This is a genomic window from Ruegeria spongiae (genome assembly GCF_023502395.1).
Taxonomy (GTDB): domain Bacteria; phylum Pseudomonadota; class Alphaproteobacteria; order Rhodobacterales; family Rhodobacteraceae; genus Ruegeria_C; species Ruegeria_C spongiae.
The window spans coordinates 74,234-88,924 of the sequence record NZ_JAMFMB010000020.1; the positions used below are offsets into that span (position 1 = coordinate 74,234).

9 protein-coding genes and 1 pseudogene are annotated in these 14,691 nt (G+C 60.1%); all 10 read left to right on the forward strand.

What is annotated here, in order from left to right:
- Positions 1 to 24: 24 nt before the first annotated feature.
- The 10 genes and pseudogenes from M3P21_RS15715 to tssK all read left to right on the forward strand — a co-directional run bounded on the left by M3P21_RS15715 (position 25) and on the right by tssK (position 14,676).
- A complete protein-coding gene (locus M3P21_RS15715; RefSeq protein ID WP_249711333.1) occupies positions 25 to 1,581 on the forward strand; it encodes a hypothetical protein in 1,557 nt (518 codons plus the stop codon).
- Positions 1,582 to 1,872: 291 nt separating this feature from the next.
- A complete protein-coding gene (locus M3P21_RS15720; protein ID WP_249711335.1) occupies positions 1,873 to 3,111 on the forward strand; it encodes a hypothetical protein in 1,239 nt (412 codons plus the stop codon).
- Between the two features lie 76 nt (positions 3,112 to 3,187).
- Positions 3,188 to 4,045, forward strand: a complete 858-nt coding sequence (locus M3P21_RS15725) for an ion transporter (protein ID WP_249711336.1) — start codon at positions 3,188 to 3,190, stop codon at positions 4,043 to 4,045.
- Positions 4,038 to 4,541: pseudogene (tssB, locus tag M3P21_RS15730) on the forward strand (type VI secretion system contractile sheath small subunit); the annotation flags it as partial. The gene M3P21_RS15725 and the pseudogene tssB, both read left to right, overlap by 8 nt.
- A gap of 825 nt (positions 4,542 to 5,366) precedes the next feature.
- Positions 5,367 to 8,732 (forward strand): type VI secretion system contractile sheath domain-containing protein, encoded by a 3,366-nt coding sequence (locus tag M3P21_RS22750; RefSeq protein WP_373320048.1) that lies wholly within the window; start codon positions 5,367 to 5,369, stop codon positions 8,730 to 8,732.
- 31 nt (positions 8,733 to 8,763) lie between these two features.
- Positions 8,764 to 10,923, forward strand: a complete 2,160-nt coding sequence (locus tag M3P21_RS15740; RefSeq protein ID WP_249711338.1) for a type VI secretion system Vgr family protein — start codon at positions 8,764 to 8,766, stop codon at positions 10,921 to 10,923.
- Between the two features lie 11 nt (positions 10,924 to 10,934).
- Positions 10,935 to 11,537: a DUF6931 family protein gene (locus tag M3P21_RS15745; protein ID WP_249711340.1), complete on the forward strand. Its 603-nt coding sequence runs from the start codon at positions 10,935 to 10,937 to the stop codon at positions 11,535 to 11,537.
- Positions 11,538 to 11,539: 2 nt separating this feature from the next.
- Positions 11,540 to 11,842 (forward strand): PAAR domain-containing protein, encoded by a 303-nt coding sequence (locus M3P21_RS15750; RefSeq protein WP_249711341.1) that lies wholly within the window; start codon positions 11,540 to 11,542, stop codon positions 11,840 to 11,842.
- Between the two features lie 10 nt (positions 11,843 to 11,852).
- Complete coding sequence (tagH, locus tag M3P21_RS15755; protein ID WP_249711342.1) at positions 11,853 to 13,295, forward strand: type VI secretion system-associated FHA domain protein TagH; 1,443 nt, start codon at positions 11,853 to 11,855, stop codon at positions 13,293 to 13,295.
- A 40-nt stretch (positions 13,296 to 13,335) separates the two neighbouring features.
- Complete coding sequence (gene tssK, locus M3P21_RS15760; protein WP_249711344.1) at positions 13,336 to 14,676, forward strand: type VI secretion system baseplate subunit TssK; 1,341 nt, start codon at positions 13,336 to 13,338, stop codon at positions 14,674 to 14,676.
- Positions 14,677 to 14,691: the final 15 nt, after the last annotated feature.

The window sequence follows — 14,691 nt, forward strand, 5'->3', positions numbered from 1 at the left end:
CATGCCACAAAACAGGAGGAAGCCATGAAAGCGACTATGACGCCCGAGCTTGACCAGAAGTGGTGGTCAAAAAACAAACCCAAACTGCTCAAGAAGACCGGTCTTGGTGATGCTCTCAAGGATTTCCAGATTGCCGAAGATCAAATGGATTGGGACAAGTCCCTGAAAGCCATTTCCGATCTCAAACGCAAGGTTGCGGGCGCGGTCAAGATATGCGGCTCTTCGCACAAGGATACGGTCACTGTCCTGAAGAAATATCCCAAGATCATAGACAAGAAAGAAAAAGAGATCGCGGCCAAGAAGAAGGCCGAGGAAGATCGCACCAAGACCGCATCGACCGATGCGCCCAAACAGAAGGTCGGCAAAGGTGTCGTCATCTGGAAAAAGGATCTGGGCGCCGAGATCACCAAGAAATACAAGCCTGACTGGCTGAAAGAGCTGAAAGGCTACAATTTCCAGCTGAAGCTCAACGAAGACTTGCTGGATGTGCTGGAAAACGAGGGTGACTATGTCACGCCTCAGCAGATGGTCGACGACGCCAACGCCCTGGCGGACAAGCTGGTGGCCAGCCTCGCCAAAGAGCTGATGTCGACAGATACGGCAATCAAGAAAGAGACCGACCAGAAAAAGGTCGACGGGCTGGTCAAGAACTTTGACGTCAAGCTCAAGACGCTCATGGGCGGGACCAAGAAGCATTTCGAAGCGATTCCGGTAAACCGCTGGAAAGCTTTCGTGAAGCGCAAACAGCAATACAAGGATTACAAGGTCAAGACCGGCTTTGACATCACACTGGGCGTCCTTGGCGTGGTTGGCGGCGCTGTTGGCGTGGCCGGATCGGCGGCAACGGGTGGGGCCTCGCTTGTGCTGGGGATTGTCTCGCTGGTGCGGGGTGTTGCGGCGCTGGCCGACAAGATCAAGGATACCGCGCGCGAGGCCGAAAAGGTCGAGAAGGTTCTGAAAGGCGATCTGGATACGTTGCTCAAGCGATACCGGACTGCCGATGGCGAGGCCAAAAAGAAGGCGCAGGGCGGTTCCGAGGTTGGCGCGACGGTCCTGAAGGGCATTTTGGGTACCGACGCGCCGTTTCTGGCAACGCTGCCGAAATGTGACAAGAACTATGGCCTCTGGCAAAACAAGGTCGCCGGACTTGAGGTCGGGGGGCGCAAGCTGTCTCAGGCCATCGTCAAAGGATTGGCCGAGTGCGACAAGCTTGAGAAGGCGATGAAAAAGTCCACCAGCAAAGAGGCGCGCAAGTATCTGGACAAGCTGAAGAAGGCGCGCGCCGTTCTGAACAAGGCGCTCGATTCCTGCTCGACAATGATGGGTCGGGTTTCAGCGGCGGACAAGAACGCGCCCAAGCTGAAACAGGTCCTGGATGCGTTGAGCGGATCGAACCCCAAATATGCCGATATCTTTGAAAAGGTCTTTCCGGCGGTGGTAAATCTGACGCTGGCTGGCGCAAATGCCGGTGTTGGTTTCAGCGAGGCGTCCAATACGCTGGATACGCTCAACACCGCAGTGGGGCTGTTCAATGATATCGCCTCTGAGGGCAAGGATCAGCTTGAGGCAGCCATCGGTTGACCGGTCGGCTTGGTCCCTGAGTATGCGTACCCTGGTGCGGGCGCAGGTGAGGTCAGGGGCAGTTGACAGCAAGAAAGGCCAGACGAAAGGAAGATCGCATCAAAGCACAGGCGCATCCGCACTCCTGGGTTTTTTTGATCCCGGATGCGCCGCAATATTTGTTCCATGTTAGGTTGTGACTGCGGGTAACTTTTTCATCCGCTCTGAAAACAAATTCACAGATGGCGCTAGTGGCTGTGTGTTTGATTAAGGCGTCATCTTAAACACTCATGAGATCGCGAGGATAGCCTCATGGCAAAGACCACAGTAACGAAGCATAAATTCGGTGTCGTCGACCTGATCCGGTCGAAGCCCAAGCTGCAATATATCGAACTGCCGAAATACAAGGTTGACGTCCAGTTCGAGATCACCACATCCGGCAAGCTGAAGAAGCCCGACCCGGTCCCCTCGACCGCGCTGAAGCGGCTCGAAGCGACAGGGATGAAAGAGCTTGAACGCTATGAAACGGTCATTACCGAAGAAGCGGTCAAGCTTGACGCCAAGGTCGCCGAGATTCTCAAGAAAACTCCCGGCGAAAAGGGCAAGGAAGCAGCCGAAAAGCTGATCCAGGGCACCAATCAGTCGATCAAGAACGCCATGGCCTCGGCCGAGGGCGCGGCGCAGGTTGCGATCCAGAAGCAGCTCAAGGTCGAGGGCAACAAGGACAAGCTGCTGAAAGAGGCGCGGGTCAAAACCACGCTCAAGGTCAGCATGGGCGTGATCAAGATCGGTACCGCCGTCGCCCGCCTTGTGGGTTCGTCGGGGGCGGATGTGATGGCCTACAAGACCATCGTCAAGCAGGTTTACAACCTGGGCAAGGAAATCCAGCAGCAGCTCAAGAGCGAGGAAAAGCTGCGCAAGGATCTCTATAGTGCGATCCAGAAATACATCACCCTGCGCGGCACCACGATCATGCAGGCAGCGGAACGCCAGGGCATCACCGATACCTCGGGTATCTCGGTCAAAAAGCCGATGGAAGCGATCAAGAAACTGACCGGCAAGGCCGTCGCAATGGGCGACGAGGTCACCAAGGGGCGCGACCCCAAGAAGATCGCACAGGAATTGCTGGATTTCACCATCAAGGGCATCGCCGTCTACAACAAGGACGCCGACAAGAAGCGGCAGCAATATCGCGAGCACACCACCAAGACGCGGCAGAAGGTCGATTCGCTGGGCGTGGCCGCAGACAAGCTGATGAAGGCGGCGAAAGCGCAGAAAACGCTCAAGGAAGGTATCAAGCTGGGGGCCGAATGCATGACCCTCAAGCGCGAGGCCACTGCGATGGCCGCCAAGCTGGAGGAACGCCAGAAATTCCTCGGCGAGATGCAGACCCTGATGGAGGGTAACGGCATGAAGGTCGATGACACGACGATCGTCGACAAGATCAAGGCCCTGGACAAGAAAACCGTGCTGAAAGAGGCCAAAACCATGGTGACCTCGGTCTCGGGCATCTACAAACTGGTGGATGAGATCAGCGATATCGCCGCCTAACGGCGCATGAACACGTCACCGGGCGCGGCGCTGATGCCGTGCCCGGCGCATTCAAGACCTGCAAAGGATAGATCCGATGGACAGCAGCAGCGCAGAGGGTGCCATGACAATGCAAGAGCGCGCGCGCGAGTTCATCGAGCGAAGGTCGATCCAGAACGCCATTCTTGGTGTCATCATCATCAACGCGATCACGCTGGGCCTGTCGACCTCGGCGGCGGTTCAGGCCCAGGTCGGTGATCTGCTGGCAGTGTTCGACCGGGTGGTGCTGGGCATTTTCGTGATCGAGCTTCTGATCAAGTTCTACGCTTATCGTCTGCGGTTCTTCAACAACGCCTGGAACATCTTTGACCTTCTGGTTGTCGGCGTTGGCCTGCTGCCGGATCGCGACGGGTTGTCGGCGCTGCGGGGTCTGCGGGTGATCCGGGCGATGCGGTTGCTCTCGGTCATTCCGCAGATGCGCGCGGTTGTGCAGGCGCTGCTGGATGCGCTGCCCGGCATGGGCGCGGTGATCATCATGATTTCGATCGTGTTCTACGTCTTCGCCGTGATGGCCACGCTGATGTACGGCCCCGCTTTCGATATCTGGTTCGGCACGCTGGGCCGATCGCTCTATTCGTTGTTCCAGATCATGACGCTGGAAAGCTGGTCTATGGGCATCGTGCGCCCGGTGATGGATGTTTATCCAACCGCCTGGGTTTTCTTCGTGCCCTTCATCGTCATCACTGCGTTTTCGGTTCTGAACCTCTTCATCGGTCTGCTGGTCAACACCATGCAATCGGCGGTGGAGGACGAATCCGAGCTCGAGTTCGAGAAACTGCGCGAATTGGTGCGGACCGAGACGGATGTGGTGGACGAACACGTGCTTGCCATGCACGAGGAGCTGCGCGCCCTGCGCAAGGAAGTCGCGGAACTGAAAGCAGGGCGCGATGGCTGACAGCTCACAGAAATTCATCGCTCGCAATCGCGCACCAAGGGTCCAGATCGAATATGATGTGGAACTTTATGGGGCCGAGAAGAAGGTGCAATTGCCCTTCGTGATGGGGGTGATGAGCGATCTGGCGGGCAAGTCGAATGTGGCGCAGCCCGGCATCGAGGATCGCAAGTTTCTGGAGATCGACGTCGACAATTTCGACGACCGGATGAAGGCGATGGCCCCACGGGTCGAATTCACCGTCCCCAACACGGTGACGGGCGAGGGGAACTTACCCGTCGATCTGACCTTCGAGAAGATGAGCGATTTCAACCCCGCCGCCATTGCCGCCAAGATCGAACCGCTGCGCGCCCTGCTTGAGGCGCGCACCCAGCTCGACAATCTGATGGCCTATATGGACGGCAAAACCGGGGCCGAGACACTGATCGAGAAAATCCTCGCCGATCCGAGCCTGCTTTCGGCGGTGGCAGCCTCCGAGCCTTCCGGCGACACGGATTCGGCGCTCGAGTCCCTGCGCGCTGCCGAGGTCACCGAGGCGAAAGACGAGGATGATACCGGCGTTCTGGACGCCTTGCGCGCTGCCGCCCCCGAGGACGCTCCGAAGGACAACTCGGTCGCCAATGCGCTCTCGTCGTTGCCCGAGGCCGACATCCCGGATGACGAGGACAGATCGGGGGATGTCCTCAGCGATCTGGCCGCCGCCGCCCCGGTGGAGACTGAGGAGCCTGACCGCTCCGTCGCGGATGCTCTGGCGTCGCTGCCCGAAACCGAACAACCCGAGGACGAAGACAGCGCGCTTGCCGATGTGTTGGGGTCGCTGCCCGAAGTTGAAGACCGCGAAGAGACTGACACATCGGACGATATCCTGACCGGTCTTGCTGCCGCGGCACCCGAAGAGGCAGATGCGGACAGTTCTGTCGCTGACGCGCTGGCCTCGATCCCCGAGGCCGACACCGCGCCCGATGAAGATCACAGCGCTGACATACTGAGCGATCTTGCCACCGAACAACCTGACGAACCCGAAGCCGACAGTGCCCTGTCCGATGCCTTGGGATCGTTGCCGGAGGCCGCCCCCGAGGCCGAGAATGACACGGCGGTTGCCGATGCGCTGGCCTCGATCCCCGAAGCGGCAGAGATTGACGAATCTGATCCCACCCCGGATGTGCTGGTTGATCTGGCGGCAGCCGCGCCCGGTGATCTGGTGGGGGTCGATACCAGTGTCAGCGACGCGCTCGCCTCGGTGCCCGAGACCGACGACGCAGGTGACGAGGACACAAGTACAGATATTCTCCACGATCTGGCCGAGGCAGCGCCCAGCGACGAGGTGCCAGAGGATGATCTGGACGATCTGCTCGCCGATCTCTCTGACAGGGCTTCGGGAGAAGACGCGGCTGAAGACACTGCGCTTGATGACGCGTTGTCCTCTCTGCCGGATGCGCCTGCTGAAGCGGCTGACGAAGGTAATGCTGAGGTTCTGAGCGGGCTTGCCGATGCGGCCCCGGCCGAAGAGGTTGAAACTGACGATCTGGACGACCTGCTTGCTGACCTCTCCGACGCGGCCCCCGAAGAGGACGAACCCGAGGATACTGCGCTCGATGATGCGCTCTCGTCGCTGCCGGAGGCGCCAGTTGAGGCGACCGAGGATGGTAACACGGATGTTTTGGACGAGCTTGCCGACGCGGCTCCGGTTGAAGACACTGAAAGTGATGATCTGGACGCGCTGCTGGCCGACATGGCGGATTATGCTCCGGAAGAAGACGCAGATGAACCGCTGGAGGATGCGCTGGCCTCGCTCCCCGAGGCAGAAGAGAGCGCCGACGAGGATGGCACTGAAGATGTGTTGAGCGGCTTCGCCACGGATGTACCCGAACAGGACGCGCCCGATGATGGTGTCGATGCGCTGCTGGCCGATCTGGCCGAAGATGCGCCAGAAGAGGCAGAGGACACCGACACATCCGGCGACATTCTGAACGATCTGGCGGACACCGACCTACCCGATGAGCAACCCGGTGCGCAGGACGATCCAGTCGTGGATGTTTTGGACGGTCTGGAAAGCCCCGAGGCGGAAGACGCGGACGATACCGATCTTGATGCTCTGCTTTCAGACCTGTCCGACGACGCGTCTGACACTGATGAGGATGCGGGTGACGACGACCTTGACGCGCTGTTGGCCGATCTTGGGGATGAGGAACCCGGGGAGGTTGAACTAACCGATGACCCGGGCGGTGTTGACGCGGATGATACTGATCTGGATGCGCTGCTTGACGATCTGTCCGATGATGGCCCCGAGGCCGAAAGCGATGATCTGGACGAACTGCTAACCGACCTGGACGCAACAGATGTTGGCGACGAGGCCTCCGGCGGTGACGTAGATAGCGGCGAATTGGATGATCTGCTGGCGGATATCGGTGCCTCGGATGTTGGTGCGGACGGCGAGGATGACCTCGATGCCCTGCTTGGCGATCTGAACGCAGGCGACTACACCCTAGCCACCGAGGCAGAGGACGATTCCGCAGATGACGATCTGGATGCGCTGCTGAACGATTTGTCGGACATGGGTGACGCGGTGGCCGAAGCCGGTGAGGCAGAGGATGACACCGATCTCGACGCCCTTTTGGCCGATCTCGAAAGCGACGATAGCGGCGATGAACTTGACGCCCTTTTGGCCGATCTTGACGCCGAAGAGGACGAAGAAGAGAGTGACGGGCTGGATGATCTGGATGCCCTGCTGGCCGATCTCGATACCGACGAAGTGCCCGACGTAACAGAAGAAGATGGCTCGGATGGCGGCGATCTGGATGCCTTGCTTGCCGATCTGGAAAGCGATGAACCCACCGATCTTGGCGCTCTCTTGGGTGACGATGATGCCGAAGGTGGCGACGACGATCTGGACGCGCTGCTGGCGGGCCTTGATGACGAGTCTGAGAGCGAAACCCAAGCCGAGGACGAGACTGAGATGAGCGATGATTCCGAGCTGGCTTTTGGCACGATCAGCGCCGACCGGCCTGAGCCGCAAAAGCTGGATCGCAAGCGGTTCCGGATCGCGATGTTTGGCGATTTCTCTGGCCGGTCTGCGCGCGGGCTGGTGGAAACCGGGGCCGATCTGGCCAATCGCAAGGCGACGCTGCTGGACCCCGATACGGTCGAGGAGATCATCGAGGGTTTCGCGACGAAACTTGCCCTGCCCATCGGCAAGGACGGGGCCGGGATCGAGGTGGAGCTGAAGGAACTCGACGATCTGCATCCCGACGAGCTTTATGAAAAGGTCGAACTGTTCGAAGGGCTCGCTGGTCTGAAAAGTCAGTTGAGCGCCGGAGCCACTGCCGATAACGCCGCGAAACAGCTGATTGGCTGGGGCGAGGAGTTTGGCCAGGCCGTTGTGCCGCCGCGCCGGACCTCATCCGGCAATACCGTGCGCGCCGATCTGAAATTGAGCGATTTCCAGAAACTGATCGGCGATTCGGGCGGTGAGCTGGCGCAGGCCTCGCCGCTGGACGATCTGCTCAAACGCATCGTTGGCCCACATATCCGCAAACTGCCCGACGCCGACACTGCCGCCATGCAAAAGGCGGTGGACGAGGCGCTGAGCGCGGCGATGCGGATGGTGCTGCACCACCCGGAATTCCAGTCGATCGAGGCGCAATGGCGTAGCCTCGACCTGATCGCGCGCAGCGTCGAGGCCGACGATACGCTGGAAATCATGCTCTATGATGTCAGCGCCGAGGAAATCGCCGCTGATCTGGCCGCCGAAGAGGATCTGGCCAAGACCGGTCTGGTCCGCCTACTGACCGAAGAGCCGCTGGACGAGGAACTGGGACGCGGCGGCTACTCTGCGCTGATCGGCCTGTACACCTTTGAGGAAACGCCGCCGCACGCCGAAATTCTGGGCCGGATCGCCCGGGTGGCCGCACATGTGGATGCGCCCTTCTTCAGCGCGATCACGCCTAGCTATCTCGAGGTGGCCAAGAAGGACCGCCACCCGCTGGTGGCCGAAGCCTGGGATACCCTGCGCGCCATGCCCGAGGCGGGGCATCTGGCGTTGGCCTCGCCCCGGTTCCTGCTGCGCCGACCATATGGCGCGAAATCCGAACCGATCTATGAGTTCGAGTTTGAGGAATTCACCATGGCTGAGGGGCTGCGCGGTATGCTCTGGGCCAATCCGGTGGTGCTGGTGACGATCCTGCTGGCGCAATCCTTCCGCAAAAATGGCCGCTCGATGGGGCTGGGCAGCGTGATGTCGCTGGGGGACATGCCGTTCCACTACGTCAATGACCGCTATGGTGATCAGGTGGCCTTGCCCTGCACCGAGCGCAACCTGACCATGGCGCAACATGAACAGACGGTGCAGCGTGGGTATATGCCGATCCTGTCGCCCAAGGGGCGCGATGAGATCCGGCTGGGTACGTTCAACGCGCTTGGCGGCAGCGAGATTCTGGGGCCATGGACAGGCGTTCCCGCGCCCCAGCCATCGCCACCACAGCCCGAACCGCCCGCGGCGGACGAGGACGGCGATGACGGGGATGATCTGGACCTCGATATGGATTTCGGCGGGGATGATGACGACGACAGCGGGGATGACGATCTGGACGCGCTGCTGGCCGGGTTCGGCGATGACAGCGACGACGGCGATTCAGACGGGGATGATGACGAAATGGATGCGGAACTTGCCGCGCTGCTGGCGGACCTGTGATGGCGCCGGCAGAGGAAAAAGGAATTAACTGATGCCTCCTAAGATGCATGAAAAACAGGTGCTTTGGCAGACAAACACCTTCGGCCTCAAGCCGGTGGTGGTTGAGGGCAATAGTGTCGATCCGCTGGTGATCCGGCGCGCCATCGTCAAAGAAGGTCTGAGCCAGCTCACCGAGATATCGGTCGAGTTCCTGTCGCGCGACGTCAAGGTCAAGCTTGAGGATATGCTGGGCAAGATCATGACGGTGCATATGCAGACAGGCGAGGGCAACGAGAGGCTGTTCACCGGCACCGTGGTCTCGGTCGAGCGGCTGGCCTATCGCGACGGCTACCTGCAATTGCTGGCCGAGTTGCGCCCGTGGTTCTGGATGCTGACCAAAACTACCGATTGCCGGATATTCCAGGAAATGAAGGCTGACGAGATCATCAAGAAGGTGTTCGATGATCTGGGGTTTTCGGATTACAAATTTTCCATTCGCGGCACTCTGCCGAAGCGGGATTATTGCGTGCAATACCGCGAAACGGATTATGATTTCGTCTGTCGTCTGGCCGAAGAGGAGGGGATCTATTTCTATTTCGACCACAGCGATGCCGACAAGAAATACGAAAAGCTTGTTCTGACCGACGACAAGGGCTCGCATTCAAGCATCAAGGAAAACTCTACCCTTGAATTCTGGCCCGCCGAAGATGGCAAGCAGCGCACCGATGAGCGTGTGACCGAGTGGGGTTACGGCGAGGCGGTGGTCTCGGGCAATGTGGTGCTGCGCGATTTCGATTTCCTGAAACCGAAGCCGGAAACCTATGAAATCCGTGAAAAAACTGTCCTGAAGCCCAAGCATTCGCACAAAGCCTATGAAGTCTTCGACTATCCCGGTCACTATTATTCAGAAAAGAATGACGGCAAGAAACGGGCTCAGGTCAGGATGGAGATTGAGGAGCTCGAACATCAGGACCTGCGGGGCCGTGCGACGGTGCGCACGATGGCCACTGGCGAGAAGTTCAAGCTGACCGAGCATGACGATGACGCGATGAATATCGAGTATCTGACCACCAGCGCAACACATTACCTGCAAACCACATCCGGTTACGAATTCGTCAAGCGCGAGACCGATCTGGACACCGGCGCGCTGGAGTTCGAAGAGGACAACAAGGATCTCTACCGGGTTGAATTCACGGTTATCCCGGCCAAGGTCCAATACCGCGCGCCGATGAACACATCGTGGCCAGAAATCCCGGGACTGCACACAGCGATTGTGACCGGGCCGTCGGGCGAGGAAATCTACACCGACAAACAGGGCCGGATCAAAGTGCAGTTCCACTGGGATCGCGAAGGCAAAAATGATGAAAAGACCACCTGCTGGATCAGGGTTGCAACGCCGTGGTCCGGCAAGAACTGGGGGATGATTCATATCCCGCGGATCGGGCAGGAGGTCATCGTTCAGTTCGAAGAGGGCAACCCAGACAGGCCGATCTGTACGGGTATGCTCTATAACGAAAACCCGAGCGACAAGGTTAGTGAAAACGCCCCGGTTCATCCATGGCTTTTACCCGACAACAAGACGCAGTCCGGGATCAAGACCAAAAGCACCAAAAAAGGTAAGGCCGACGAATATAACGAGCTGATGTTCGAGGACAAAGCGGGCGAAGAACTGGTCCGTTTCCAGGCGCAGAAAGACCATGAGAGACTGGTCAAGGACCGGATCGTGGAAACCGTCGGTCTGGACGCCTCGGCAGTTGAAGTCGGAAAAGGTGAGGCAAAAAGCATCACCCGGACTGTCAACCAACATGTTACCGAGACCATTCAGAAAGGCGATCACACCTTCACCATCGAGACCGGCAGCCAGACGGTCGAGATCAAGACGGATCAGTCCGAAACGATCGAGGGAAAATCCGATCGCACGGTAACCGGCAACAACACCGAGACGATCAAGCAGGGCAACAAGGCCACCACGGTCAGCCTGGGCAACATCACGGTCGATGCCGACGCGGGCAAGATCACCATGACCGCCGCACAGTCGATCGAGCTGAAAGTGGCCGGGTCCTCGGTCAAGATCGATCCAAAGGGGGTGACCATCAAGGGACCGATGATCACTGTTACCGGCGATGCGAAATGTGATGTAAAAAGTCCGCTCACAACCGTTGAGGGCAGCGGCATGCTGACCCTCAAGGGCGGCGTAGTGATGATTAACTGATGGGGGCCGTCATGACAGAACGTTTTGAAAAAATGACGAAAATTCCGGCCCTCCCCACTGCGCGGATGCTGGCCGAAGTGAATACGAAACTCAGCCTGAAACTGGAAGCGCCTGCCAGCGCACCCACTGATGCGGTGCTGGCCGAGCTGGACGCCAAGGGCAAGCCCATCGACATGCTGCGTGTATTGTCGATCGTGTTGCCGCCGCGCGAACGGGTCTGGTGGGCCTGTCTGGCGGCGCGTGATTTCGTGGGACCTGCGCCGGACAACAATACGCCCGCGCTTGAGGCGGCCGAGGCCTGGGTGTTCCGTCCAAGCCCGGAAAACCGCGAAAAGCTGATGCAGGCGATTGACATGGCCGAGCCGGACGACGAAACCGTCAAATGCGCCCTGAGCGCAATCTATGCCGAAGGCTCGCTGGGCCCGGGCGAGCTGGACGACCATCCAGCCCCGCCGGGTGGTTCGGAAGTGATGGCTTTTGCGGTAAATGTGATTGCAATGGACGCGTATGAAGGCGATTTTGAAGCCTATACTCAGGAACTTGTCGACCGCGCCGTGGATATCGCCCGCGGCGGCAACGGACGGGTCAAAGCCGAAGCCGAGGAGGAGGGCTGAACATGCCGGGAATGCCACAGGCCAGAGTGTCGGACATGCATCTGTGCAACGTGCCCGCGCCGACGGTGCCACCGGTGCCTGCTCCGATGGCGATCATCCCGCCCTGCTGCCCCACCGTGCTGGTGGGCAAGCTGCCAGCGGCGCGGGTCACTGACATGCACGCGGCAGCGCCAGCACCGCATCCGATCGTGAAAGGCTCGATGACGGTTTTTATCCAGAAACTGCCCGCCGCCCGGATCGGTGATCTCGGTGCCTGCGGCGGTGCGATCCTGAAGGGCGAGTTTACGGTCCTGACCGGAGGATGAAGAAAGACCCATGGGCGTAACGCTCAAATTCCAATCCACCGGGATGGTGCCCGGTGATGGCCGTCCTGTTTCGATGCAGGGCGGCTCTCTGACCGTTGGGCGTGGCCCGGCGAATGATCTGGTGTTGCCCGATCCCGACAAGACCCTGTCGAAAAGCCATTTCGTGATCGAGGATAACGCGGGCAATGTGGCGGTGGTCGATCTGTCGACCAACGGCACCTTCCTGAACTATTCCAAGATCCCGCTGGGCCGCACCCCGACACCGCTGAGCAACGGTGATGTACTGGTTGCGGGTGGCTATGAGATGGTGATCGAGATCGGTGCTGATCTGCCCAGTTTCGAACAGATGATCCCGGCGCCCGCCGCTCAAGGTGACGTCAGCCATGGGGTCGCGGGCAATGCACCCGATCCGCTGGCACTGCTGGACGACGCGCCTCCGGGCGGGGATTTTCTGGATGATCTGTTGGGCGGCGACGCGCCCAAGGGACCGGGGCAGATCGACATCCCCGATCCGATCGACGATCTGCTGCCACCGATGGAGGATGACGACCCGTTCTTCCAAAAGCCCAGCGACGGGATGGAGGGCGAAGGTGCCAGCGACGCGATGCACAACCCATCTCCGACGGATGCGTTTGCGGCCCCGTCCTCGGGCGGGGGTTCGTTCATCCCCGACGACTGGGACGATGATCTGCTGAGCCCCTCTAAGCCTGAGCCGCCCGCACCCGTGGCCAAGCCGACGCCGGGCGCGCAACAGCCGCCATCGGAAGAACAGACTGTCTTGCCACCCTCGACCACTCCCGAGCCCGAGCGCACGCCGCCTGTGGTGCCACCGGAAGCAAAACCCGCTCCGGCTGCCCCTGTTTCTGTTGGCGACACCTCCGCCGCGCGGGCCTTCCTTGAGGCGCTGGAGCTGGACGACATTCAGATCGACGATGCCGATTTGCCCGCCACGATGGGCCGGATGGGGCGGGTACTGCGGGCGATGATCTCGGGCCTGCGCGAGATCCTGATGACGCGCACTTCGATCAAGTCCGAGTTCCGCATCGACCAGACCATGATCGGGGCTGGGGGCAACAACCCGCTGAAATTCTCGATCAGCCCCGAACAGGCCATCGAGGCGATGGTGAAGCCCCGCGTGCGCGGTTATCTGGGTTCCGAGGAGGCCACCAAAGAAGCGTTGGATGACATCAAAGCGCATCAGGTGGCGATGATCACCGGCATGGAGGCGGCGCTCAAAGGCGTGCTGGCCCGGCTGGACCCCGAACAGGTGGCGGGCAAGATCGAAACCTCGGGCGCGCTTGGCTCGCTTTTTCGGGGCAAGAAGGCGCGCTATTGGGAAGTCTATGAAAAGATGTATGCCGAGATCTCGGATCAGGCGGAAAACGAATTCCACGACCTGTTCAGCCGCGAATTTGCGCGCGCCTACAAGGAACAGCTGGAAAAACTGAAATAACGCCGCAGACAAGCGGTGCGTGAATAAGGGAGGGCAGGGCATGTCCTGGGACAGCAAGGTGCTATGGACGGAAGGGTTGTTCCTGCAACCGCATCACTTCCAGCAAGCCGACCGCTACGGCGAGGCGCTGGTTTCGGGCCTCGCGCGGCGGGTGACGCCCTATGCCTGGGGAGTGAGCGCGCTTGAGATTGACGATGAGGTGTTGAAAGTCGGGCAGTTTGCGCTGAAGTCCTGCGCCGGGCTGACCCATGACGGCACCGTGTTCCGGGTGCCGCAAGCCGATGACCATCCCCCGGCGCTGGAAGTGCCCGAAACGATCAAGGATTGCGTGGTCTACCTGACCGTGCCGCAACGCCGTCAGGGCGCGGCAGAGGTCGATCTGACCGGGGCGGAACAATCGCTCAGCCGCTTGCGCCCGGCCGAGCTGGAGATCACCGATGTGATGAGCCAGCAGAAAAAGCCTGTCACGCTGGGTGTTGGCAAGCTGCGCCTGCAATTCGCGCTCGAGGTGGACGATCTGGCCGACCGGCTGGCCATCCCAATCGCCAAGATCATCGAGGTGCGTCCCGACAAGGAAATCGTGCTGGATCGGGGCTTTATCCCCTCGGCGCTGGATGTGCGCGCCGCGCCACCGCTGTCGGGGTTCCTGAACGAACTTGAAGGCCTGCTGTCACACCGGATGCAGGCGCTTGCCGGGCGGCTCAGCGAGGGTGGGCCGGCCAAGGGGGCCGCCGAGATTTCGGATTTCCTGCTGCTGATGGTGATCAACCGAAACCTGCCTCTGGTGCGCCATTTTGCGCATATCGAGAACGTGCATCCCGAACATGCCTACCGTGTCTGCGCCGGGCTGGCCGGAGAGTTGGCGACCTTCATGAGCGCCGACAAGGCCGCGCCGCAGTTTCCGGCCTATGAGCATGACAATCTGACCGATAGTTTCGCGCCGGTGATCCGGGTACTGCGGCAGTACTTGAGCTCGGTGCTGGAACAGACCGCCGTGTCGATCCCGCTGGAGGCACGCAAATACGGCATCAGCGTGGGTGTGATTGCCGACCGCAAGCTGGTGGGCAATGCGGGTTTTGTGCTGGCGGTGAACGCCGACATCCCCGCCGAGGACATCCGTCGCCACTTTGCCGGTCAGGCCAAGACCGGCCCGGTCGAAGAGATCCGGCAGTTGGTGAACTCGGCGCTGCCTGGCATCACCCTGCGTCCGCTGCCGGTCGCTCCGCGCCAGATTCCCTATCACGCGGGCGTGGTCTATTTCGAACTGGACGCAGCCAGCCCCTATTGGAGCAAGATGACCACCTCGGGCGGTATTGCGGTGCACGTTTCGGGCCAGTATCCGGGGCTGAATATGGAGCTCTGGGCGATCCGCAACCAGTAACGGAGTGATCCCGAC

Coding starts and splice junctions, on each gene's coding strand:
- M3P21_RS15725 (WP_249711336.1), top strand. CDS start 3,188: ATGGACAGCAGCAGCGCAGAGGGTGCCATGACAATGCAAGAGCGCGCG.
- M3P21_RS15740 (WP_249711338.1), top strand. CDS start 8,764: ATGCCTCCTAAGATGCATGAAAAACAGGTGCTTTGGCAGACAAACACC.
- tagH (WP_249711342.1), top strand. CDS start 11,853: ATGGGCGTAACGCTCAAATTCCAATCCACCGGGATGGTGCCCGGTGAT.
- M3P21_RS15715 (WP_249711333.1), top strand. CDS start 25: ATGAAAGCGACTATGACGCCCGAGCTTGACCAGAAGTGGTGGTCAAAA.
- M3P21_RS15720 (WP_249711335.1), top strand. CDS start 1,873: ATGGCAAAGACCACAGTAACGAAGCATAAATTCGGTGTCGTCGACCTG.
- M3P21_RS15750 (WP_249711341.1), top strand. CDS start 11,540: ATGCCGGGAATGCCACAGGCCAGAGTGTCGGACATGCATCTGTGCAAC.
- tssK (WP_249711344.1), top strand. CDS start 13,336: ATGTCCTGGGACAGCAAGGTGCTATGGACGGAAGGGTTGTTCCTGCAA.
- M3P21_RS15745 (WP_249711340.1), top strand. CDS start 10,935: ATGACAGAACGTTTTGAAAAAATGACGAAAATTCCGGCCCTCCCCACT.